Origin of the sequence: Spirulina sp. CCNP1310 (assembly GCF_034932185.1) — a bacterium.
Classification (GTDB): Bacteria; Cyanobacteriota; Cyanobacteriia; order Cyanobacteriales; family Spirulinaceae; genus Spirulina.
Window position 1 is genome coordinate 25273 of record NZ_JAYGHW010000007.1, and the last position, 22488, is coordinate 47760.

Below are 22488 nucleotides of genomic sequence, written 5' to 3' on the forward strand. Positions count from 1 at the left end.
AAAATTTTTATGCCTCCGGCAGGCTTACGCCAACGCCCCTACCAGAGATCCCAAAGGGCGCAAGTTGCGCCCCTACTTCCTACTCCCCAATTCCCACTCCCCTTGGCCTATCCTAAAAGGCGAAACCCTCCTCCGAATTGTTATGCAACAACAACCCCTACGCATTGGTATTCTCGGCGGTGGCTTTGGTGGTTTATACACGGCGCTCCGCCTTCATCAGTTGGTTTGGGAGGGTTCCCGGCCGGAAATTGTGCTGATCGACAAGAGCGATCGCTTTGTCTTTTCCCCCCTGCTTTATGAGTTAGTCACGGGGGAAATGCAGGCCTGGGAAGTGGCCCCTCCCTTTGAGGAATTGTTGGCGAATACCGGAGTGAAGTTTCTTCAAGATGAGATTACTGGGATTGATGTGGCTAACCAAACGGTTCATCTAGCCCAGCACTCGGCCTTGAAATGCGATCGCCTCGTCCTCGCCCTCGGAGGTAAAACTCGCCCCAGCGATATCCCAGGGGTCAAAGAACACGCCCTGCCGTTTCGCACCCTCACCGATGCCCATCGCCTCCAGCAACGGCTCCGCCATTTAGAACAATCTGACCGGGAGCATATCCGGGTGGTGATTGTGGGGGGCGGCTATACCGGCGTGGAATTGGGCTGTAAATTGGCCGATCGCCTCGGTAAACGGGGGCGGATTCGCCTTGTTGATCGCGGTAGCGAGATCCTCAAAGGTTCCCCCGTGTTTAACCGGGATGCAGCAAAACAGGCCCTGAGCGATCGCCAGATTTGGCTGGATTTTGACACCGAGATCGAAGCGGTTCAGGCCGAGGCCATCGCTTTACGGTATAAAGGACAGGTGGATACCATCAGTGCGGATCTCGTGTTATGGACTGTGGGGACAGCCGTGGGGGAACTGATCCAGAATTTACCCTTACCGAAAACCGCCCAAGGGCGGGTTCAGGTGGAATCAACGCTGCAAGTGCCAGAGTTTCCCACCTTTTTTGCCCTTGGTGATGCCACAGACTGCACCGATATTACGGGGCAGGTGCTCCCCGCGACGGGTCAGGTGGCGCTCCAGCAGGCGGATTTCTGCGGTTGGAATGTATGGGCTTCTCTCAACAACCGGCCGCTGCTGCCCTTCCGCTATCAACCCTTGGGGGAAATGCTCAGTTTAGGGGTGGATGCAGCGACGCTAACGTGGTTGGGATTGCAGTTAACCGGGCCGGCGGCCTACTTGGCCCGGCGCTTGGCTTACCTCTACCGCCTCCCCACACTGCAACATCAACTTACGGTCGGGTTGAATTGGTTAACACGACCGTTACTCAATCACTTGGTGCAAGAGACTTAGGGGATTATGGCAAAACCAAAGGTAATTTTTCTTGATGCGGTGGGGACATTATTCGGGGTGCGGGGCAGTGTGGGCAAAACCTATAGTGCGATCGCCCGTGATTTTGGCGTTTCCACCTCAGCGGCGGCGGTCAATCAAGCCTTTTATGCAAGTTTTCAAGCCTCCCCACCCCTGGCTTTCGGTGCGATTTCCCTAATGGAATTACCAGAACGGGAATATGCCTGGTGGGAGGCGATCGCCCGTGCCACCTTTACCCAAGTCGGGGTCATTGACCAGTTTGAAGACTTTGATGCCTTCTTTAACCGGCTCTACGGCTACTTCGCCCTCCCTGATGCCTGGATTCTCTATCCCGACGTTAAAAAAATGCTTTACCGCTGGCAGGAAATCGAAGAAATCGAACTGGGGATCATTTCCAATTTCGACACCCGGATCTATGCCATCCTCGACACCTTCGGACTGATGCAATTTTTCAAAACCATCACCCTCTCCTCAGTCATTGGCTCCGCCAAACCAGAGCCAAAAATTTTCCAAGTGGCCCTCAAAAAACACCACTGCGCCCCCAACCAAGCCCTTTACATTGGCGATAGTGTAGAAAATGATTATAAAGGAGCCAAAGCAGCAGGGATCAAGCCCTACCTACTCAAACGAGAGCCATTGGTAGAAGCCAAAGCTCCTGACTAATATCAGAAGGAGAGAGGATAGAGAAGAGAGTAAGGTTTAGCATTCTCACTTCCTACTTTTCACTTCCCACTTCCCACTTCCCACTTCCCACTTCCCACTTCCCACTTCCCACTTCCCACTTCCCACTTCCCACTTCCCACTTCCCACTTCCTACTTCACCGGGAGAACAACAGCCTTGGATGCGGCCAACCAGCAGAAAATTTTAGGGTACTTCATCGAGGAGGCCAAGGAACATCTGGAAACCCTAGCAGAGGGTTTGATGGACTTGTCCAAAGTGATCAGCGACCCGGAAGAGATTAACGAACTCTTTCGGGCGGCGCACTCGGTGAAGGGTGGCTCTGCAATGTTGGGCTATAACAGCATCCAACGGACGGCCCACCGTTTAGAAGACTGTTTCAAAATTCTCAAGGAGCATGATATTCCCGCCGACTCAAAGTTAGAGTCTTTATTTCTTAAAGGCTATGACACACTCCACACACTCATTGATCAGTTAGAAAGCCCTTTTGGGTTACGGGATGAGGAGGCGGACAAGATTACGGCGGCCGCTGACCCGGATTTTGCGGAGTTGGAGGCTTATTTAAACCAGTTGGTGAATGGGGTGGTTCCGGCTCCGGCTCCGGTGGTGCAGGCGGCTGCGGCGGCCATGGCTCCGGAACAGGCGGAGTTTAGTAAAAAAGTGACGGTATTGCTCAAGGAAATGCTGACGCTGTTTAAACAGAAGCCCAGTCCGGCGGGGCGTAAGGAATTACAAAAGCGCTGTGTGCGGTTAGCGAAGTTGGCCCCCCAAGTGAAGCCCTGGCAACGGTTAACGAAGGCTTGCCATCAGGCGGTGGCGAATCCGAAATTTGGTTATCGGACGTTGGCCCCGGTGGTGATTCAGGAGTTAAAGCAGGGGAGCGATCGCCTCGCCCTCAAGCAGGGAGATCAAGTGAAGATCAGCCCAGAGTTGCGGCAATTGGCCACGGCAAAAGTTCCCCAAATCCTGATCCCAGTGGAACCAAAAGCAGCAGCAAGGACATTATTGCGAGCTTTTGATAAGCAGCAGGTGGGGCAGTTGGTGAAATTACTCTCGGAGGTATCTTAGGAGGTTTTTCAATGGGTGTGGAATCTTGGGGGAGGCTCATCTTTGGAGCATTTGCTTGGATTTTTTTCGGCTTAATCCTCTGGCGTTTAGGCTCATTTGTGCGCGATCTTTGGATACGAGCGGCAACAATGCACCGCATTCCCTGTACTCAATGCCAATTTTTCACCAATCAAACGGTGTTAAAATGTACAGTCCATCCCGATTGGGCAAACACGGAAACCGCGATCTTTTGTCGTGATTTCCATCCCCAAGACTAGCTTTAGTGTCATTATGAGTAGTAATTATGAGCTATCCAGTTTTGATTTATCCCAGTGAAAAAGGTGGTTATGTCGCAGAAGTTCCAGCACTGAAAGGGTGTTTAGCTCAGGGCGAAACCTTAAATGAAACCTTAGAGGAACTGGAAATCGTTGAAAATTTTTGGATTGAAACTGCCAAAAAATATGGACAAACTTTACCAGATGTTGAGGGAGCAATTCAAAAGGTTAAAACATTAAGTTTCTCAGCGGTGTCGAGGGTGGGCAATGCTCCCCTAGATCCTTGAAATCTTTGATTTAGCCGATTCATATTCCGAATGAAAATAAATGTTCAGAATTTAGGTATAACGTTTCTTCCCCCGTGACTTGGCTCAATCACGCGATTTCATCAACAACCCTAGCCCCTGCCTGCTATGCCCTTATCTCCTGAACAAATCGAAAAGGCAATCCAAGAGATTGATCGCCTCGCCAATCCCGCCAGTCCCCGCTATGGGCGATTACTCCAGTGGCAAAATTTCCCCAATCCTGCTTGGCATTATGGCATCGGCCTCTCAGATACCCACATCTTCGATACGGGGGGTATCTTGCAGCCCTTTACAAAGCACGATGCACAACAGGTTTTAGGGATTGACTCCATTGCTTTTGCACCAGATCAAACCATACAGCGATTAAAATATGCCCTCCATGTTTTTGCTCCCACCTGGCAATACAATGTACTGGGCTGGAACTGCGAACATTTGAGCCGGTTAATCGCCACAGACCAACCCCGATGTTATCAAAGTCGCCCCATCTACTGGTTGTGTAATCTGACCCCAGAGGGCGATCATAAAACCGCACAGCAGCTTTTCCAAAACTACCTAAATACCATTGATCCCAGCCTTGGTCAATGAGTGTGAGCCACTCCATCATGAAACAGATTATCTTAAATTTAAATTAGTAATGAAAATAAATGTTCACAACTTAGGTGTGATTAAGCAAGCAGAATTTGAATTAGGCGATCTGACGATTATTTGTGGGAAAAATAATTCTGGCAAAACCTATGTAGCCTATGCTGTATTTGGATTTTTAGCCACATGGCGAGAAGGTTTTGATGTCGAAATTGCCAATGATGTGATTGACCGAATTTTAAATCAAGGATTGGCCACAATTAATCTCAACAGTGATATTGATTCTCCAGAACAAATCCTATCCCAAGCCTGCCAAGCCTACACCAAAAATCTTGCAGAAATTTTTGGCGCAGAACGAGCTAAATTTGCTCAGACATCCTTTGAAGTTTTTCTAGATTTAAATGGAAATTTTCTTGATCATGGCTATGAAACCAATATCGGAGCCAGCGGTTCTAATCAGCAAATTTTCTCCCTGATCAAACTTCCAAATAGTCCGGAACTGACCGTTACACTGCTAGCAGCAAAAGAAAATATTGATTTTCCTCGACAAATCATTAAAAAAATTATTAGTGATGCAATTAAGTACATTTTATTTGCTCGATTTTTCCCCCGTCCTTTTATTGCTAGTGCAGAAAGAACGGGAACAGCTATTTTTCGTAAAGAACTGAACTTTGCTCGTAATCGTCTCTTAAATGAATTGAGCCAAGTTGAGGGTGAAAAGGATCGTTTTGAATTGCTCTTTCAATCTTACGAAGATTATGCATTACCCATCCGAGCCAATGTTGAATTTGTGCGAAATTTAGAGGCAATTTCCAAGCGTAATAGTCAGTTAGGCGAAATTAATTCCAGCATTTTAGATTATTTTGATGATATTATTGGTGGCCGCTATGTTGTTACTAAAAATGATGAACTCTACTATATTCCTACAGGGAATAAAAAAGCCCAGTTAACCATGGACGAAAGTTCTAGTGCGGTGCGATCCTTACTGGATATTGGCTTTTATCTCAAACATATTGCCCAAGTTGGTGAATTACTGATCATTGATGAACCGGAACTCAACTTGCACCCAGAAAATCAGCGCCGGATCGCCCGCCTCATGGCTCGCTTGATCAACAGTGGCATTAAGGTATTGATCACAACCCATAGTGATTATATTGTTAAAGAATTGAACACGCTGATCATGCTTAATTCTGATAAACCCCACATTCAAAAGATTGCTGAACAGGCAGGTTATCAACAAGATGAAATTCTCGATGCTAGTCGTGTTAGGGCCTATATTGCCGAAGCAGCCCTTGTTCAATTATCCGGTAAATCAAGACGAACTCGCTGTCCGACCTTAATTGCTGCGCCAATTACACCGGAATTAGGGATCGAAATTTCTAGCTTTGACAGTGCTATTGAAGCGATGAATAAAATTCAAGAAGCCATCGTCTGGGGAGAAGGGTTCTAGTGTGGGATGTAGATTATCAAATCCTGTCAGAGTTGATTTCTGAATCAGCACAAATGCAACCCATTGATCTACCCTATGAAAGCCGAGAGATTATCTTAGCTGAAGCCGATCAAAGCATTCAATATTTCCTTAAAATCAAGGGATTGCCACGAGAGATTTTTATTATTAAATCTGATCAGTTTGCACCACCAGTAGGATTTTTTCAAGGATCACAAGGAGAATGCAAACGTTCAGACTATATTATTTTAGCAAAGATCAAATCAAAAAAAATAGCTATTTTCTTAGAATTAAAGTTAGGCAATCCAGATAATCAAGATATTATCAAACAACTTAAAGGTGGTTTTTGTTTGTTTAAATATTTGCAAAAACTTGGACAGATTTTCTGGCAAAACCCAAATTTTTTGAACGGTTATCAGATTCAATTTGTGGTAATTAAGAACATACCAAGACAAGGCATATTGAATAAACGTTCATCGCAATTTAAGCGCGAAAATCTTATCACCTCTATTGAAATAGACCGCCATGATCTTGAAGAAATACCGCATTATTATTTATCGGTTAAGCATCAGCAAGAAATTTATTTTAGAGCATTTTTAGAAAAACCATGAGGCAAGGGGCGATCGCCCCTCTTTGGTAGTTCCTAGATAATCTTGTGCTGTGGAGCTTAGGAACTGTTAAAATAGCCCATTGCCTCGCAATTCTTCACCACCATGGCTAAAAAACAACGGTTAGACTGCCTCTTGGTTGAGCGGCAATTCTGTGCATCGCGGCAACTGGCCCAGCGGTTGATCCGGGCGGGGGAAGTACGAGTCAATCAGCAATTGGTGGATAAGCCGGGGACGGAAATTGCCTTAGATGCAGAGATTGAGGTGAAGGCCAAACCGCCCTATGTGTCGCGGGGGGGGGAGAAGTTGGCGCAAGCGTTGGCGGTGTTTGGGATTGAGGTGGGCGATCGCCTTTGTCTCGATGCGGGGATTTCCACCGGGGGCTTTACCGATTGCCTCTTGCAACGGGGGGCAAAGCAGGTCTATGGCGTGGATGTGGGCTATGGGCAAGTGGCTTGGTCACTGCGCCAAGATCCCCGCGTTATCCTCAAGGAGCGCACGAATATCCGCCATCTCACTGCCACAGAACTCTATCAGGGGGCGATGTTGCCGGATTTTGCCGTAGCGGATGTTTCGTTTATTTCCCTGACAAAGATTTTACCGGCGTTGTGGGGGCTATTGCGAGAACCCCGTGAGGTGGTGTTGTTGGTGAAACCACAGTTTGAGGTGGGGCGCGATCGCGTCGGCAAAAATGGGGTGGTGCGCGATGCCGGGGATCAGGCAGGGGCGATCGCCCAAGTGATCACCACCGCCCAAGGTTTAGGCTGGGGCTACCGGGGGGTAACGGCCTCCCCCATTACTGGCCCGGCGGGTAACGCGGAATATTTGCTCTGGCTCCGGCAGGGGGAGGGGGAGGCGATCGCCCTCCCAGAATTGAAAGCCCTCACCACCGCCACCCTGAACCCCCTCACTAAAAAACCGGGTGAGGAATGAGTTCAAAACCCGGTGCTTGGGATGGATGGCAACCCTTAGGCCAAATTTTCCAGGTAGTCCCGGACACGGTTGCGGCGTTTCGGTTGGCGCAACTTTTGCAGGGCTTTGGCTTCGATTTGGCGCACCCGCTCACGGGAAAGCTCCAAGGCGCGACCAATTTCAGCGAGAGAATAGGGGCTGCCGGTTTTGAGACCGTAGCGCAGTTGAATCACCTCCCGTTCACGGGTGGTGAGATCCGCTAACAATTGTTGCAACTCCCGCATCAGAGCTTCCCGCATCAGATTATCTTCCGGTGAAGCTTCTTCGGTTTCAAGGAGATCCCCTAATTCCGTATCCTTTTCTTTCCCCACTTTAATTTCCAAAGAAACAGAGCGGGGGACTCGTAACAGCACATCTCGCACCTGCTCCGCGGTCATGTCCAATTCCTTGGCGATATCTTCGGTGCGGGCGGTGCGGCCCTTTTCTTGGGAGATTTTCCGTTGGGCTTTTTTGATTTTGTTGAGTTTTTCGGTGATGTGGACGGGGAGCCGGATCGTGCGGCTTTGGGTGGCGATCGCCCGCGTAATTCCCTGACGAATCCACCAATAGGCATAGGTACTGAAGCGATAGCCTTTCGTGGGGTCGAATTTCTCCACCGCCCGCTCTAAACCGAGGGTTCCCTCTTGGATCAGATCGAGGAGTTCTAACCCGCGATTTTGATATTTCTTCGCCACCGACACGACGAGCCGCAGATTAGCCTTGATCATGTGCTCTTTGGAGCGAGCGCCGGATTTTTGCATCTGCTCCAGTTCCGCCACCGTCAGATTGGCAATCATGGCCCAGTGGCTTTTGCCTTGGGAAATGGTTTGTTTGAGCAGTTCCGTATCCATATCCAGGCTGCGGGCCCACCGTTCCCAAGAAGGGCGATGGCCCAGTTGGGCAACGAGGCGATCGTGGGCTTGGATTAATAAAACAAATCGGAACATCACCTGGAGATGGTGACGATAAAGGAGATAGGGATGCCAGAGCCAATCGGCATTAGCATGGCTGAGGAGCATCCGGGTTAAACCCACAGTTTCCGGGGCCTCAGCAGCCTGGGCAGCGCGATCGCGCAGTTCCATTAACTGCACATAGCGTTGAATAATTTGCGCCTCTGACACTTCCTCATCTCGTTTGAGGAGAGGAACACGGCCAATTTCCGTGAGATAGAGCCGGACGAGATCGGTGGTGGTACGAGTCCCCCGTTTCCCCCCTTTGTTTTCCTCTGTTTCCGTATAGTCAACATCATTGATTTCATCAACCATGGGGTTGAGCGCTGGGTCATGGCCCGATAACCCTAAGGGCAGATCAGGGGATGAATCATCCTGCGGCTTGGAAAAAGGAAGTGATGACATGGCAAATTTTATCAATCGAGAGGGGGGGAGGGGTACGCTTGGGATCGGATCTGGGGGGATTCACCCCCTAACCTTAAGGGTACGCAAATTTTCCCAAAGAACAAGTGACTTCTGTCAAAGGGTAGATTAATCTACATCACGGATTCTGCTGATTCCTGAAGGATTTGCGCCAATCTGCCACCAGGCACATTTCCCCCCCCATAATGCCATCAATCCCCCTCAGGGGATTGAGCAGATTCCCAGGTAGGGGTGAAAAATTTTTGCCCCTACCCCTGCAAAAATTACTCTCAATAGTATTGACATGTATTCTCAATAAGTGCATAATCAATATCGTGTTCTCCTCTCTGTTATGGATTCAGCAAGCGGGACAGGCGTAAATCGCCTTGTCCCCCTTTTCATCTCTAGGGGTGTGAGATTGTTGGTATTTAGGATTGAATAACCCCGATCGCCCCCCTCTCCTTTGCAGTCAATGGTAGGCTAGGGAAGAATCTGTCTCGCTATGCCCTTCTTTTCCTCCCTAGAATTAACGCAGATGACTGCAATTAAAAATAATTCTCAACAAGACTCAACTAAAACCTACGATGCGATCGTCATTGGCTCCGGCATTGGCGGCCTCGTCACCGCCACCCAACTAGCGGCCAAAGGACTCCAGGTTTTGGTGCTAGAACGCTACCTGATCCCAGGGGGGAGCGCGGGATATTTTGAGCGGGAGGGCTACCGCTTCGATGTGGGGGCCTCGATGATTTTTGGTTTTGGTAGCGAGGGGACAACGAATTTACTCACCCGCGCCCTGGCCGCTGTGGGCCAAAAAATCGAAACCATCCCCGACGCTTCCCAAATCCATTACCACCTCCCCAAGGGTTTGGATCTGAAAGTCCATCGGGACTATGAGCAGTTTTTAACGGCATTGGGCGATCGCTTCCCCGCTGAACGGGAGGGCATCCGTAAATTCTACGATGAATGTTGGGCGGTGTTTAATTGCCTCAATGTGATGGAGTTGCTTTCCCTCGAAGAATTGGGCTATCTGTTCCGGGTGTTTTTTCAACATCCCCTCGCCTGTTTGGGGTTGGTGAAATATCTGCCCCAAAATGCGGGGGATATTGCCCGCCGCTACATTCGTGATCCGGAACTGTTGAAATTCATTGATATGGAATGTTATTGCTGGTCGGTGGTGCCAGCGGATCAGACTCCGATGATTAATGCGGGGATGGTGTTTAGCGATCGCCATTATGGGGGCATTAACTACCCCAAGGGGGGTGTAGGCCAGATCGCCGCCAAATTAGTGGCCGGTTTAGAGCAGGCGGGGGGCGAAATTCGCTATAAGGCTAGGGTGACAGACATCGTTATGGAACAGGGCAAAGCAGTAGGGGTAAAGCTGGCCAATGGTGAAACCCTGAAGGCGCGGCGGATCATTTCCAATGCCACCCGCTGGGATACCTTCGAGAAACTCTTGCCCCCAGAAAATCTCCCCAACAGCGAACGCCGTTGGCAAGGGCGTTATCAAAAATCCCCCAGTTTCCTCAGTCTCCATCTGGGGGTTAAGGCGGATCTCTTGCCGCCGGGAACAGAATGCCATCATATTTTGTTGGAGGATTGGAGCCAAATGGAAGCAGCGGAGGGGACGATTTTTGTGTCCATTCCGACGCTTTTAGATCCCACCCTTGCCCCCCCCGGCCACCACATCATCCACACATTTACCCCCAGTTGGATCAGTGATTGGGAAGGGTTGAGCGCGAAAGATTATGCTGCGAAAAAAGAAGAGGCGGGCGATCGCCTCATCAGTCGCTTAGAAACTCTCTTTCCGGGCCTTGAAGCCGCCATTGATTATCAAGAAATCGGCACAGCCCGCACCCATCGCCGTTTCCTAGGCCGCGATGATGGCACTTACGGCCCCATCCCCCGCCGCAAACTGTTGGGATTATTGGGGATGCCCTTTAATCGCACCGCCATTCCGGGCCTCTATTGTGTGGGGGATAGCACTTTTCCCGGCCAGGGGTTAAATGCGGTGGCGTTTTCGGGGTTTGCCTGCGCCCATCGGGTGGGGGTGGATTTGGGGGTTTAGGGAATGGGGAATGGCAAGGGCGAAAAAAGAAAGACCTCGTGCCATGGCAGAGCCATGGCATGGGCTTGGGGCGGCTCTGCCGCCTTGTGGAGGCAGAAGCCCTCCGGGGGGCGTTACTTGGCAGAGCCAAGTAACGAGGGGCAAATTTGGGGGCGAAAAATTTTTCGCCCCTACGGATATGCGATTAACTTAAGACCCAATTCACCAAGGTACGGACGGGGTAGCCGGTCGCTCCGGCGTTGTTTACGCCGCTTTCTTTGTCTGCCCAGACGGGGCCGGCAATGTCGAGGTGCGCCCAGGGGGTTTTTTCCACAAATTGCTTGAGGAACAGGGCCGCCGTGATCGAGCCTCCGGCACGGGGGCCGGTGTTTTTCATGTCTGCAATGGGAGATTTTAAACCCTCAAAATATTGGTCTTCGAGGGGCATTTCCCAAAACTGCTCGCCTGCTTGTTCCGCTGCGGCTTTCAGTTGAACGGCAAGGTCGGGATCCGTTGACCAGAGGCCGCCAATTTGATCCCCTAGGGCGACAACACAGGCTCCGGTGAGGGTGGCCAGATCGACAATCGCCTCCACTTCTAACTTTTCTGCAAATACCAACGCATCCGCGAGGGTGAGGCGGCCTTCCGCGTCGGTGTTGTTCACCTCAATGGTTTTGCCATTGGAGGCGGTGAGGATATCCCCTGGCCGCATCGCTCGACCGCTGACCATGTTTTCCGTCGCGGCACTGATGAAATGCACTTCGACATCGGGCTTCAGTTGGGCGATCGCCTTCGCTGCCCCCAACGTTGCCCCCGCTCCCCCCATATCCATCTTCATGGTTTCAATGCCGCCGGCCACTTTCAAATTCAAACCGCCGGAATCGAAGGTCAGACCCTTGCCAACGATCGCCACCTTACGCCGGGTTGTACCAGCGGGTTTATAGGTGAGGTGGATAAATTTCGGGGGCAGGTCAGAAGCCTTAGCTACCCCAAGGAATGATCCCATGCCCAAAGCTTCACAGTCTGCTTGCTCCAGGATTTCCAGTTCTAAACCGTATTCTTGGGCGAGGCTTTGGGCCGTTTCCGCCAAGGTGACAGCGGTGACGGCATTAGCGGGAGCCGCTACCAATTCACGGGCGAGGATCACCCCTTGGGCGATCGCCTCCCCAGTAGCAACCCCTGTCCCCACATCCCCCAAGCCCAACAGATCCACCGTTGCCAATAGAGTCGGCTGATCCTCCGGCTTGGATTTGAAGCGATGGTCAGCATGGAGGGCGAGATGGAGGCCTTCCGTGAGCATTTGGGCCATTTGCGCCCCTGTGCCAATGGGGGGAATTTGAAGCGCCAGGGTTTTCAGCTTCTGCTGTTTAGCAATGCGGGCAATCAAGGCCGCCGTTGTTCGCAATGTATTGAGTCGGTAATCGGCTTCTTCCCCTAAGCCAACCAGGATAATTTTCCGCACGGGGCTATGGGTTCCCACACGGGTAACGGCACTACTGCCCGCTTTGCCCGTAAATTCCATTTCGCTGATCAATTCAGCAATCGTGCCATCAAGACGGTCATTGAGGGCAGCGAAGTCCCCTGTGAGGGGGGTTGTCACCCCAGCGAAACAGGCGATCGCCAACCCTTCACCACACCAATCGAGCGGTGTTGTTGTCACTGTGTTAATGTCCATTGTTGAGACTCTGCATGATTACGGTTCCCTATTGTGAAGCAAATGTTCAATTGGAGGCCCAGGCGATCGCCTTTTGCTCAGAATGGGGTGGAAATTTGGCCTTTAAAGTAGATTTGGATCAAAATATTAAATTTATTTAACATTTGGCAACCCTAATTTACAATACATTCTATCCATCGGGTTGTGATCCTGACCGTTTCTGAGCCGTCGCCCCTACAGCCCCTCCATAGTTGTATATCGGATTTCACTTAGGGCCGCGCTTTGGTAGACACCAATCCTTCCATCCCCAATTCTTCTCTTTCTGCTGTATCCCAGACTGAACTGACGGATCTTCAGATCAAGCTGAACCAACAGCAGGTCATTTCTCAACAGTTAGCGGCCCAACTGGCTCAGGTGCAAACAGAGCTAGCGACGCTACAAACCCAGTTTGAGCAACGCCTCGAAGCCGCGATTGAGGAATATAGCCTCAACTGTCAAGTACGTTGCGCTCAAAACGTCGCCCAGCAGGGGATGCAGTCGGTGGAAACCTTGCGCACGCTCTGGACGATGGAGCAGGCCCAAGTCCAGGATGATCACCATGGGGCGTTAAACAAAGAAAAAGAACTCAGCGAACTCAAATCCCGGATGATCCGCACCATTTCCCATGAGTATCGCACGCCCCTAACGGTGATTTCTCTTGCGGCGGAATCCCTCGCCCATCAATATTCTCGCCTCAACCATAAACAACGGCAGAACTGTTTTCAACAGATCTGCCGGGCAACACAACACATGAATAAGCTGATTAATGAGGTGTTGTGGGTGAGTCAGGCGGAAGCGGGGGAAATGGAGGCGATCGCCCAACCCGTGAATCTCATCCAGATTTGCCGCCAAAGCATTGATGAGTTGGCGATTCTCCATCCAGAGGATGGGGTGCGCATCCACTTTCACCTCCAAGGGACGGAGATCGAGGCCAATCTTGATCCGATCCTGCTCCAGCAAATTTTCACCCATCTGCTCACCAATGCCCTCAAATACTCCGCCCCCGATCAAGCGGTGCAGTTCACCGCCACCCTCACCCCGGATCAGGGGGTGTTTACCGTTGCTGATCATGGCATTGGCATCCCGCCGGAGGATTGGCCCCATTTATTCGATTGCTTCCATCGGGCTGGCAATGTGGGGACGATTCCGGGGACGGGGTTGGGGTTGGCGATCGCCCGTAAATGTGTCGAACTCCTCGGCGGTGAGATTGAGTTTAAATCCAATCCGGGGGTGGGCAGTTGCTTCACCGTCACCCTCCCCCGTCGTTTATCTCCCTAGCGGTTATAGCGTTGGGTCAGTTCCCGGAGGCGAGCGGCCAAATCCGCCGTTAACTGCTCACTGCTACGATACCGCCATCGCCAGTTCCCCCCATTAACACTGGGATCATTCATCCGCCCCCGGCTATCGAGATCCAGGAGATCCTGAAGGGTCAGAATCGCTTGATTGGCCACGGAAGCCAGGGCCATACCAATTAAACGCCAATTCACCCCTTCCAGCCGCTCAGGGCTGCGATAGCCGAGATAATGGGCGAGGTTGTGTCGCTCCGTTGGGGTGGCTTCTGCCCACCAGCCGAGGGCGGTGTTGTTGTCGTGGGTGCCGATGTAGACAACACAGTTGCGATTGTAGTTGTGGGGGAGGTAGGGATTTTGGGCATCCTCCCCAAAGGCAAATTGGAGGATTTTCATGCCGGGAAAATCAAAGCGATCGCGCAGGGCCTCCACTTCGGGGGTAATAATCCCTAAATCCTCCGCCATCACGGGCAAATGGCCCAAACGATGGCCCAAGGTTTGAAAGAATGCCTCCCCTGGGGCGGGAATCCATTCGCCATTGAGGGCGGTGGTCTCCTGGCCCGGCACTTGCCAATAGGCTTCAAAGCCTCGGAAATGGTCAATGCGCACGAGGTCAACATAAAGTAATGTGGCCCGGAAGCGATCGACCCACCAAGCAAAATCCGTTTGCTCCATTTTTTCCCAGTCATAGACGGGATTACCCCACAGTTGCCCCGTCGCGCTGAAATAGTCCGGCGGCACACCGGCTCGGTAGATTGGGGCGAGGGTTTCGGGGTCAAGTTTGAAAATTTCTTGATTAGCCCATACGTCGGCGCTGTGTTCACAGACATAGATAGAAACATCACCGATGATTTGAATGCTGCGCTCATTGGCATAGGTGCGTAGACTGCGCCATTGCTCGAAAAATTGAAATTGCAGAAATTGATGGTAGGTGAGGCGTTCTGCCAATGCTTCCTGTTGGGCTGCTAGGGCCGCCGGTTCTCGTCGCGCTAACTCTGGCGGCCATTGATACCACATTAAACCGGGGTGCTGTTCATGGAGGGCGATAAACAGCACATAATCCTCTAGCCACCAAGCCTGTTTTTGGCAAAACTCTGCAAAGGTGGGGCTGGGGGAAAATTGTTGATAGGCTTGCTCTAGATAGCGGGTTTTGTGGGCGATCGCCCCCTCAAAATCGACCCGTTCGGGATCCACATCCCCCAAGGGTTCTAACTCTGCTGCGTTGAGTAAGCCCTCCTGAGCGAGGCGATCGAGACTGATCAGCAAAGGATTCCCCGCGAAGGCGCTGTAATTCATCGTGTAGGGGGAATGTTCGTAGCCGGTGGGGCCAAGGGGCAAGATCTGCCAAAGTTTTTGGCCGCTGGCAACGAGAAAATCAATAAAATCATAGGCGGCTTGGCCTAAGTCGCCAATGCCGTAGGGGCCAGGTAATGAGGTGGGGTGTAATAAAATGCCGCTAGCGCGAGGAAATGCCATGAACCATCAATTCCTGAGTTGTTCTCTGCCCAATGTAGCGAAATCTGGGGCTGGTGTGTCTGGTTAAGTTTGCGTTCTGCATCGGTGGAGGGAAAGGCTGACAGCATTCATTGACAATCTTCAGGACTAGGGAGCGGATTGAAGTCTGCAATCCGAACGTTCACCGCGTTTTTAAAGATTAGAAAACCGTGAGCATTTGCATTCCTTGTTGTAATCCGGCTATGGCTTGCGGGGGCCAATTGCCTTCGGCCCGGCGGCCGGTGTTGAGGATGAGGCGGAGGCTATAGGCGGCGGCGGTGCCATCGGCTTCGAGCCAAAGGGTTTCGCTTTCGACGGTACAGTTAAGGTGTTCTTCGGGCATCAGTTCGGGGGCAATTTGGGCGATCGCCTCCCCCAATTGCATCAACAACCGCTGAAAATCGGCCCATTCTGCGGCGGTCAATTCAATAGCCCAATCTTCCCCCCCCACCAAAGCAGGGAAAGCACCGCCTTGGGGCTGCCACCCCAATCGCCACCCCTCCCCTTTTTTGAGTATCCGCTCCACAATACTGAATTTTCTCCCTGGCTTTCGTTGAAAATCCCGATTTCATAGTACGGTTAATTGTCAGCAAACGCACGCCTACGCAACGCTTGAGGTTTGGAGATTATGGCTTTTGACTACCCGGAGGACTTGAAGTACCTCGACACCCATGAATATGTTCGCCTTGATGGGGAGATTGCCACCATTGGCATTACGGCTTTTGCCATTGACCAATTGGGGGATATTGTTTTTCTAGAGTTGCCGGAAATTGGCGACGAGGTGGAAGCTGGGGAAGGGTTCGGTACGATTGAATCGGTGAAGGCGGTGGAGGATTTGAAGGCTCCCCTGTCTGGTACGGTGATTGAGCGCAATGATGGCTTGATCGATGCCCCGGAGGCGATCGCTGAGGATCCCTATGGGGAAGGATGGCTGATTAAAATCCGCATTGAAGACCCTGATGCGGATTTTGATGACATTCTCACGGCTGCGGAGTATAAATCTCAGGTGGAAGGGGAGGAGTGAGGAGTGAGGAGTGAGGAGTGAGGAGTGAGGAGTGAGGAGTGAGGAGTGAGGAGTGAGGAGTGAGGGAGAAATCTCAGTTTCACTCTATCCTCTCTTCTCTATAGCAGTTTTCACAAACTTGAGGTACAAAGATCCCCCTCAATCCCCCTTAAAAAGGGGGAAGTGGTGTTCTCATCCTTTCGCAATCCGCTCTATCCTCTTTTCTTCCCTTTTAGCCAAAGACGCGATGTTCTAGGGCGGGCATTTGGCGACGGACTTGGGCGAGGCAATCGGGGTTAATTTCGGCGATCGCCATTTCCTGATCCTGTCCCGCATCGGCCAAGATTGTCCCCCAGGGGTCGATGATCATGGCGTGGCCGTGGGTGTGGCGGAGTTGGTAATGGTTCCCGGCTTGGGCGGGGGCAATGACGTAGCAGGTGTTTTCGATGGCGCGGGCTTGGAGGAGCACTTGCCAATGGTCTTTGCCGGTGTAGGCGGTGAAGGCGGCGGGGACGAAGAGGATTTCGGCTCCGGCTTTGGAGAGGTGGCGATAGAGTTCGGGGAAGCGCACGTCATAGCAGACGGAAAGCCCAAGGTTGCCGAGGGTTTCGGAGGGGTAAACGGGGGGCAATGCGGTTCCGGCCATAACGGTGCTGGATTCGCGGTAGGTGTTGCCGTCGGGGAGGTTGACATCGAAAAGATGAACTTTATGGTAGCGGGCGAGTTCTTCGCCGTTGGGGGCGACGAGGAGGGCGGTGTTATAGACGCGATCGCCTTCTGGGGTGGGGACGGGGAAGCCGCCCCCCAGGAGGGTGATTTGATAGCGTTGGGCCATGGTGTGGAGGAATTGCTCGCTTTTTTCGGCGATCGCTTTGGCCTGGGCCATTTTATCGGCTTCTAAGCCCATATAGGAGAAGTTTTCGGGCAGACAGACCAGGGAGGCCCCGCGCCGCACGGCGAGTTCAATGCGCTCTTCTGCTTCGAGCAAGTTTTCCATTAAGTTGGGTTTGCTCGTCATCTGAAGGGCAGCGGCAAGGTAGGGCTTCATAAGAATCTGAATCATGAGGCGTGGTCTTAGATGGATCATAGCCTAAGTTGTCCTAGCTGCTGTTGCTGATTGTGGGGATTGATCGGGGTTGGGGCGATCGCCTCTGTTGCTAGTGCTGAGGGGGGAGTTTGGGGGGTTGATAACTGAAGAACTTTAAAAAATGTATAGTTTTGTATAGGAGGGTTGATCAATTTGTTGTCTACGGGAAGAACCTTCTACAATGGGCGGAGAAGATGTTTTCCGCATCCCACACCACAATTTGCAAAATTTGATCGGTTAACTATATGTCAACACCTGCTAATGGACTCCGGGGCAGTCAAACCCAAGCCCAAACCCGTCTGTTGCTTTCTCTTTGGGATTTGCAAGGTTCAAATCAGGAGGTCAAACGTTCTGATCTCAATAAGTGGCTCTTGCGTTCTAAGGAAAAGGTAGGGGACTATCAAGACATTTTTAAGGATCTGCAAGAAGACGGTGCGATCCAAATCACTACAGATCGTTCTGTTAGCATTTCTTTAACTCCCAAAGGCTTAGAAATCCTCAAAGAAGGCTTGAAAAATCCAGAATTTCAATTTGACGGGCCAACAATGGGAGTTAAGCTACCCAATGCTCTGCTGAAATGGATGCGGTCTAACAAAGAATCTACGCCAGTCTCTCCACAGCCAACCGTTGAATCTGAACCGCCCAAAGTAGCCAAAATCAGCAAGATCAAAAACTACACAGAATTCAAAAATGTAGTCTTGGAAGTTCATGAAACTTTAGACAAAGGTTTTAATTTACAAAACCTAGTGCCGATTTATCGCATTCGGCGTGAAATTGGAGATGCTGTAGATCGTTTAGAGTTTAATGAGTGGTTCATTAAAATGCAAGAAGATGAAATTTTTCAACTCATGACTGGAGAAATGCCAGATATGACCCCAGATAAACGAGAAGATTCTTTAACTTTACCCGGTGGTGCATTTCGTTTTTACGCAAAACGGCTTTAATTGCGAACTCATCACTAATTTTGAACGGCTACAAGGATTGTATTAGTTGTCTCCATCCCTGATCAGGACTTTCTCTCATGTCTAAACCCTCCCCCTCGCCTCTAGAACAGATCCACAATGCGATCAAGAGCCAAAATATCTTTAAAGGTATAGGCGTTTTTCGCTCCGATAATGTTTGGGGCCAAGGTCATCCTGATGTAGTGTCCTTTAATGCCCATGCTTCTGATACGGTCTTCCAAGCCTTAGATCATGTGCGCCAAGACCATAATCAAAAAGTTACATCCCTCGTTTTTACAGCCACGCCGGGCCAGGGAAAAACTCATCTGATTAATCGCATTCGTCGTCAGTTAATCAATGAAAATGATACGATATTTGTCTATGTCAATGTTCTGAATTTTACTGACTTAGATCAAATCAATTTCTACTTTCAGCAAACGATTGTTGATAGTCTCAGCCGTTCCAATAGTCAAGAAATTACCCAGTGGCAAGCTTTAGCCAGTACTATCGTTAATAGTGTTATTCCCAACACAAGGCAGCCTCAAGTTTTAATTAATCAATTTGATAAGGTCTACCAAGATGGTTTGCAAAAAGGCAGTAATCTGATTGATTTGCTGATTCAGAAGCTCAATATTCCCAACTATATCAATCCTTACATTGTCCGTGCAGTTTTGTGGATGCTTTCACCGAAGGTATCCAGTTATGCAGAGCGATGGTTAGCGGGTGAAATTTTGGAAGCATCCCATGCTCAATATTTAGGAGTTCCCCCCTCTATCCATGGCAATCAAGACCAAGACAGTAGCGCATTAAACGTTGTTAAGCAAATTCTAAATTTAATTGACCGCTACAGTTCAATTATTATCTGCTTTGATGAGCTTGATACCGCAGAAAATTCTAATGATGAAGGATTGAGAACAGAGCAAGTTGTTGCGGTTTTAGTGAAGTCATTGTATGACACATTGGAGCAGTACAATTTAAGTAAAGGCGTGATCATCCTCATGGTGATGATGCAAGATACTTATATCAACTTATTTACTTCCATGCAGTATGGTGGTGTCCATGAACGGATATGCGCCTTTACGCAAAATAAGCCCATTGAGTTAGAATTCATCGTTGAGCCTAATTCAATGATTGAGTTAGTGACACTTTATCTCAGTCATTTTTATCAAAAAAGACAATTAGTTCCACCAGAACCTATCTATCCATTTACCGCCGATCAACTCAAAAAATATGTTAAGGTAAACCGCCCCACGATGCGGGAAGCATTAAAGTGGTGTGCGGAAAACTTTAAGGTTGATGAAACAGATTTATTGCCAGAAAGCCCCGATGAGCGCATTGAACTGGCATTAAGTCGAGAAAATGACATCAATTTGAGTGAAACCCTTGAGGATAGCCAATTCATTGGTCATGTTTTAAGATTTGGATTTACAGCACTGATCGGGCAATCCCTTTCAGGAGAAACCCCAACGGGCGATCAACTCAACAATGTGGTTGTCCAGGAAATTGTTGATATTGCTCCGAAAGCCAAAAATAATGATTGGATCAATTTTAAAATTCTAGGCACAGAGGAGGATCAACCTTTTAAACTGGGGGTGATGGTGCTTCAGCATACCCATGGTTTATCTGTAGGTGCGGGAATGCACAGGATCGTTGATTATAAAACTTTTGATCTAACTCGTGGCTGCTTAGTTCGTTCTAAATCACGAAAAATTAAAAGTCATTGGGATTCTTATAAATTATTGAGAAAATTGGTCAAGCAACAGGGGGGCGAATGGGTTGATTTAGAGTTAGAAAACATCGAGCTATTGATTAAGCTGTATATCGTTAATGAGCAAAAAGACATCTACAACTTGACTGATGATCAAATCCTCAGTTATACCCAGGAAAAAATGCTTACTAATCCTCTGTTGCTAGAAATATTAAGTCCTCCATCGGGTAATATACCTGACGTTACAGTTATTGATCCTAGTAATATTGATGAGCTTTTGGACGAATTTTTTCGTCAATACAAAGGTAATTCTGATGATGTTGAACAGGCTAGTATTAATGCATTTGATAATGTAAGCGATACTGTAGAGACAATCGAAAATAGTGAGAGTAGTTCAGAACCAAGCACAGCGGAATCTGTCAATCCTAGCACTAAGCCAGTAGAGCCAGCGTCACAGTCTGATTTATCTGCTACTACTTCAGAAGACCAAACTTCTGAAGAATCTGCTACTCCTGAAACTGTTAACCCACCGGCTGAAACTTGGTTAACCCGTGATTATCGGGGGATGAATATCGCCTCTTTCTCTTTAAACGGCACTGAGTATGAGGTGACAACGTGGCGTGAGCTTTTAATTATGACTTGCACTCTGATGAAACTACACCACAATAAAGATTTTGCTAAGGTTTTAGAGATCAGAGGCCGCAAAAATTCTTACTTTAGCAAAAATGCCGAAGATCTTAAAAACCCTGAAAAAATTTCCGGCTCAGGTCTTTATGTAGAAACCAATTTAAGTGCTAATCAAATTGTTAAATTTGTACATCGAATCATTACAATTTTCGGTTATACCGAAGAGAGTCTAGATATTAAAACCCATGAATAATGAGTGAATCCAGTAGTTTATCATTAGCCATCGCTTTACCCAGCATGGATATTCAAGCCTTAATCCAAGGCGTAACCCTTGCTGCCTTACCTAATCGCTCCCTGCGGCCGGGTCAATGTTTTTTACTCTATCCCGTCGAAACTGAATCTTCAGCCCAAGCCTACCATCCACAATTAACCATTACCCAACCCCCGAACCCCCCATCCTCATCCCAAGTCTGGATCGAAGCCTGGGCAAAATGCGAACGCTGTGAACTCATTGGTGAAGCTTCAGAAGTAGAAGATCTTGCCCATTACACGATCTGGACAGCACCAGAACTCATTAAACGCAAACAAAACCGAGCTTATCTCTTCCTGGCCTACTTGAAGGTCTATCAATTTACGGAAAAGATTGCAGTGGAGGCGATCGCCAACATCACCGAAAAAATCGGCAAACCCATCGCCATGGGTCAATCTATCAATATTGACCCCTCCACCCCCATCCTCTCACCCGAAGAATTTAACCAACAATTCCAAAACCTACAATCACGCCAACCCACCCATCACCCAGAACCACAACCCCCTCCACAACCTGTCATTGAACCTAGCCCGATTCCACCTATTATCGACCCGCCGATTCCCCCTGTTCCCGATCCTCCGATTCCCCCTGTCATCGGCCCCGACGATGATCAATGGATTGAACAAATTGCCACCATTGGCAATTCCAGCCAAGGCCACGACTTTGAACGCTTAATCCGTAAAGCCTTGATCTTTTTAGGCTTTGAAAACACAATCAATCACTCCAAAGCCAGCCTTGATCCCGATGCCACCGGCGGCCCCGGCGGCCTAGACTTCTATGCAAATCAACCCTATCCCATCGTTGGCGAATGCAAAGCCACCAAAACCGAAAAAGTCTCCGATGGCACACCCGCCCAATTAATTAGATTGGGGCATAATATCCTTCAAGAGCAATACAACCCTTGCGTTAAAATTATCATCGCTGCCGGTGAACTCACAGAATATGCCAATAAAACAGCATTGAGCAATGATCTGAATGTAATTCGTCCTGAAACCATTCAAAATCTAACCCAACTCAAAAAACACTATCCCGGCTCAATCAATTTATGGGCATTGAAAGAATGCCTAGAACGTGAACCCTTTGGCGAACAAGCAGACCAAAAACTCAGAACCTACATTGCTCAAGTCATTCAAGCCTTACAAATCCGGTCTGATCTCGTTCAGTTAGTCAAAGAAGAGGGTGGATCTGTTGAATTTTTACGCGGTGGATTTCGCCGAAATTACACATTACAAGATCGAGAAATGTACCAAATCTTAATTGAATTATCCTCTCCTCTAACAGGTTATATTGGGCGCAAAAAGAATGATAAAAAGGATAATAAATCTAACAAAGAAGATGATGGATTGAAAACTGATTCCTTTTATTTTTTGAGAGACTTCGTATTTACCAAAGATTTTCTCATTGATGATCATCAAGAATAAAACTCTTGTTTCCTAGTATTAGGGTGTGTACGCTCCCCCGGAAGGCTTCTGCCTCCATCCCAGGCGGCAGAGCCGCCCGAAGCCCGTGCCAAGGCAGAGCCATGGCACGAGATCAGTGAAATTTTTCGCCCCTACGCCGATCCATTCGATAACCGGATGCCGATCACCGGAGAGGCGGTAGGTTGCCACAAAATACTGAGTACAAAAGGATTAACTAAGCATCCTTCCCCGGAAACTGACTAAAATCAAGGGGAGGGACTGATCCAGA

Annotated in this window: 21 protein-coding genes; 16 read left to right on the forward strand and 5 right to left on the reverse strand. The window is 49.3% G+C overall.

Annotated elements, in window-relative coordinates:
- The first annotated feature begins 142 nt into the window (after positions 1-142).
- From VB712_RS03400 to VB712_RS03440, 9 genes are all read left to right on the forward strand, one after another.
- Entirely contained in the window at positions 143-1339 is a 1197-nt protein-coding gene (locus VB712_RS03400) for an NAD(P)/FAD-dependent oxidoreductase (RefSeq protein ID WP_323252137.1), read from the forward strand.
- Positions 1340-1345: 6 nt separating this feature from the next.
- Positions 1346-2020 carry an HAD-IA family hydrolase gene (locus tag VB712_RS03405; protein ID WP_323252139.1) on the forward strand — a complete coding sequence of 225 codons (675 nt, stop codon included), beginning with the start codon at positions 1346-1348 and terminating at the stop codon, positions 2018-2020.
- Positions 2021-2195: 175 nt separating this feature from the next.
- The gene (locus tag VB712_RS03410) at positions 2196-3104 is read left to right on the forward strand and encodes an Hpt domain-containing protein (protein WP_323252141.1); all 909 of its coding nucleotides are present in this window, start codon (positions 2196-2198) and stop codon (positions 3102-3104) included.
- Between the two features lie 11 nt (positions 3105-3115).
- Complete coding sequence (locus VB712_RS03415; RefSeq protein ID WP_323252143.1) at positions 3116-3361, forward strand: hypothetical protein; 246 nt, start codon at positions 3116-3118, stop codon at positions 3359-3361.
- A gap of 26 nt (positions 3362-3387) precedes the next feature.
- A complete protein-coding gene (locus tag VB712_RS03420) occupies positions 3388-3645 on the forward strand; it encodes a type II toxin-antitoxin system HicB family antitoxin (protein ID WP_323252145.1) in 258 nt (85 codons plus the stop codon).
- A gap of 126 nt (positions 3646-3771) precedes the next feature.
- Entirely contained in the window at positions 3772-4248 is a 477-nt protein-coding gene (locus tag VB712_RS03425; protein WP_323252147.1) for a hypothetical protein, read from the forward strand.
- A 49-nt stretch (positions 4249-4297) separates the two neighbouring features.
- A complete protein-coding gene (locus VB712_RS03430) occupies positions 4298-5695 on the forward strand; it encodes an AAA family ATPase (RefSeq protein ID WP_416236239.1) in 1398 nt (465 codons plus the stop codon).
- A 53-nt stretch (positions 5696-5748) separates the two neighbouring features.
- Positions 5749-6303, forward strand: coding sequence for a hypothetical protein (locus tag VB712_RS03435; RefSeq protein WP_323252151.1), 555 nt, complete (start codon positions 5749-5751; stop codon positions 6301-6303).
- A 102-nt stretch (positions 6304-6405) separates the two neighbouring features.
- Positions 6406-7233, forward strand: coding sequence for a TlyA family RNA methyltransferase (locus VB712_RS03440; protein WP_323252152.1), 828 nt, complete (start codon positions 6406-6408; stop codon positions 7231-7233).
- Positions 7234-7268: 35 nt separating this feature from the next.
- Here VB712_RS03440 and sigC read toward each other — a convergent pair whose 3' ends face one another.
- Positions 7269-8606 (reverse strand): RNA polymerase sigma factor SigC, encoded by a 1338-nt coding sequence (sigC, locus tag VB712_RS03445; protein WP_323252155.1) that lies wholly within the window; start codon positions 8604-8606, stop codon positions 7269-7271.
- Between the two features lie 532 nt (positions 8607-9138).
- Between sigC and crtH the strand changes: the two genes are divergently transcribed.
- The gene (crtH, locus tag VB712_RS03450; RefSeq protein WP_323252157.1) at positions 9139-10668 is read left to right on the forward strand and encodes a carotenoid isomerase; all 1530 of its coding nucleotides are present in this window, start codon (positions 9139-9141) and stop codon (positions 10666-10668) included.
- A gap of 184 nt (positions 10669-10852) precedes the next feature.
- On the opposite strand, the gene VB712_RS03455 is transcribed toward crtH, so the two are convergent.
- A complete protein-coding gene (locus VB712_RS03455) occupies positions 10853-12322 on the reverse strand; it encodes a leucyl aminopeptidase (RefSeq protein ID WP_323252159.1) in 1470 nt (489 codons plus the stop codon).
- Positions 12323-12336: 14 nt separating this feature from the next.
- Between VB712_RS03455 and VB712_RS03460 the strand changes: the two genes are divergently transcribed.
- Both VB712_RS03460 and VB712_RS03465 read left to right on the forward strand, forming a co-directional pair.
- Complete coding sequence (locus VB712_RS03460) at positions 12337-12462, forward strand: hypothetical protein (protein WP_323252161.1); 126 nt, start codon at positions 12337-12339, stop codon at positions 12460-12462.
- Between the two features lie 121 nt (positions 12463-12583).
- A complete protein-coding gene (locus VB712_RS03465) occupies positions 12584-13618 on the forward strand; it encodes a sensor histidine kinase (RefSeq protein ID WP_323252163.1) in 1035 nt (344 codons plus the stop codon).
- Here VB712_RS03465 and malQ read toward each other — a convergent pair.
- Positions 13615-15105 carry a 4-alpha-glucanotransferase gene (gene malQ / locus VB712_RS03470; protein ID WP_323252165.1) on the reverse strand — a complete coding sequence of 497 codons (1491 nt, stop codon included), beginning with the start codon at positions 15103-15105 and terminating at the stop codon, positions 13615-13617. The two genes, VB712_RS03465 and malQ, sit on opposite strands and share 4 nt — an antisense overlap.
- A 178-nt stretch (positions 15106-15283) precedes the next feature.
- A complete protein-coding gene (locus tag VB712_RS03475) occupies positions 15284-15649 on the reverse strand; it encodes a DUF1818 family protein (protein ID WP_323252166.1) in 366 nt (121 codons plus the stop codon).
- A gap of 102 nt (positions 15650-15751) precedes the next feature.
- On the opposite strand from VB712_RS03475, the gene gcvH reads away from it, so the two are divergent.
- A complete protein-coding gene (gcvH, locus tag VB712_RS03480; RefSeq protein WP_323252167.1) occupies positions 15752-16147 on the forward strand; it encodes a glycine cleavage system protein GcvH in 396 nt (131 codons plus the stop codon).
- 211 nt (positions 16148-16358) lie between these two features.
- Here gcvH and VB712_RS03485 read toward each other — a convergent pair whose 3' ends face one another.
- Complete coding sequence (locus VB712_RS03485; protein ID WP_416236240.1) at positions 16359-17174, reverse strand: carbon-nitrogen hydrolase family protein; 816 nt, start codon at positions 17172-17174, stop codon at positions 16359-16361.
- 284 nt (positions 17175-17458) lie between these two features.
- On the opposite strand from VB712_RS03485, the gene VB712_RS03490 reads away from it, so the two are divergent.
- The 3 genes from VB712_RS03490 to VB712_RS03500 all read left to right on the forward strand — a co-directional run bounded on the left by VB712_RS03490 (position 17459) and on the right by VB712_RS03500 (position 22220).
- Positions 17459-18157 (forward strand): hypothetical protein, encoded by a 699-nt coding sequence (locus VB712_RS03490; protein ID WP_323252170.1) that lies wholly within the window; start codon positions 17459-17461, stop codon positions 18155-18157.
- A 77-nt stretch (positions 18158-18234) separates the two neighbouring features.
- On the forward strand, positions 18235-20742 hold the full coding sequence (locus tag VB712_RS03495; protein ID WP_323252172.1) for a P-loop NTPase fold protein: 2508 nt from the start codon (positions 18235-18237) through the stop codon (positions 20740-20742).
- A complete protein-coding gene (locus tag VB712_RS03500; RefSeq protein ID WP_323252174.1) occupies positions 20742-22220 on the forward strand; it encodes a DUF1802 family protein in 1479 nt (492 codons plus the stop codon). Before VB712_RS03495 ends, VB712_RS03500 begins: the two co-directional genes overlap by 1 nt.
- Positions 22221-22488: the final 268 nt, after the last annotated feature.

Bases quoted from the DNA above. Each gene is read 5' to 3' on its own strand.
- VB712_RS03400 (WP_323252137.1), top strand. From the start codon at position 143: ATGCAACAACAACCCCTACGCATTGGTATTCTCGGCGGTGGCTTTGGT.
- VB712_RS03405 (WP_323252139.1), top strand. From the start codon at position 1,346: ATGGCAAAACCAAAGGTAATTTTTCTTGATGCGGTGGGGACATTATTC.
- VB712_RS03415 (WP_323252143.1), top strand. From the start codon at position 3,116: ATGGGTGTGGAATCTTGGGGGAGGCTCATCTTTGGAGCATTTGCTTGG.
- VB712_RS03420 (WP_323252145.1), top strand. From the start codon at position 3,388: ATGAGCTATCCAGTTTTGATTTATCCCAGTGAAAAAGGTGGTTATGTC.
- VB712_RS03425 (WP_323252147.1), top strand. From the start codon at position 3,772: ATGCCCTTATCTCCTGAACAAATCGAAAAGGCAATCCAAGAGATTGAT.
- VB712_RS03430 (WP_416236239.1), top strand. From the start codon at position 4,298: ATGAAAATAAATGTTCACAACTTAGGTGTGATTAAGCAAGCAGAATTT.
- VB712_RS03435 (WP_323252151.1), top strand. From the start codon at position 5,749: ATGCAACCCATTGATCTACCCTATGAAAGCCGAGAGATTATCTTAGCT.
- VB712_RS03440 (WP_323252152.1), top strand. From the start codon at position 6,406: ATGGCTAAAAAACAACGGTTAGACTGCCTCTTGGTTGAGCGGCAATTC.
- sigC (WP_323252155.1), bottom strand. From the start codon at position 8,606: ATGTCATCACTTCCTTTTTCCAAGCCGCAGGATGATTCATCCCCTGAT.
- crtH (WP_323252157.1), top strand. From the start codon at position 9,139: ATGACTGCAATTAAAAATAATTCTCAACAAGACTCAACTAAAACCTAC.
- VB712_RS03455 (WP_323252159.1), bottom strand. From the start codon at position 12,322: ATGGACATTAACACAGTGACAACAACACCGCTCGATTGGTGTGGTGAA.
- VB712_RS03460 (WP_323252161.1), top strand. From the start codon at position 12,337: ATGATTACGGTTCCCTATTGTGAAGCAAATGTTCAATTGGAGGCCCAG.
- malQ (WP_323252165.1), bottom strand. From the start codon at position 15,105: ATGGCATTTCCTCGCGCTAGCGGCATTTTATTACACCCCACCTCATTA.
- gcvH (WP_323252167.1), top strand. From the start codon at position 15,752: ATGGCTTTTGACTACCCGGAGGACTTGAAGTACCTCGACACCCATGAA.
- VB712_RS03485 (WP_416236240.1), bottom strand. From the start codon at position 17,174: ATGAAGCCCTACCTTGCCGCTGCCCTTCAGATGACGAGCAAACCCAAC.
- VB712_RS03490 (WP_323252170.1), top strand. From the start codon at position 17,459: ATGTCAACACCTGCTAATGGACTCCGGGGCAGTCAAACCCAAGCCCAA.
- VB712_RS03495 (WP_323252172.1), top strand. From the start codon at position 18,235: ATGTCTAAACCCTCCCCCTCGCCTCTAGAACAGATCCACAATGCGATC.
- VB712_RS03500 (WP_323252174.1), top strand. From the start codon at position 20,742: ATGAGTGAATCCAGTAGTTTATCATTAGCCATCGCTTTACCCAGCATG.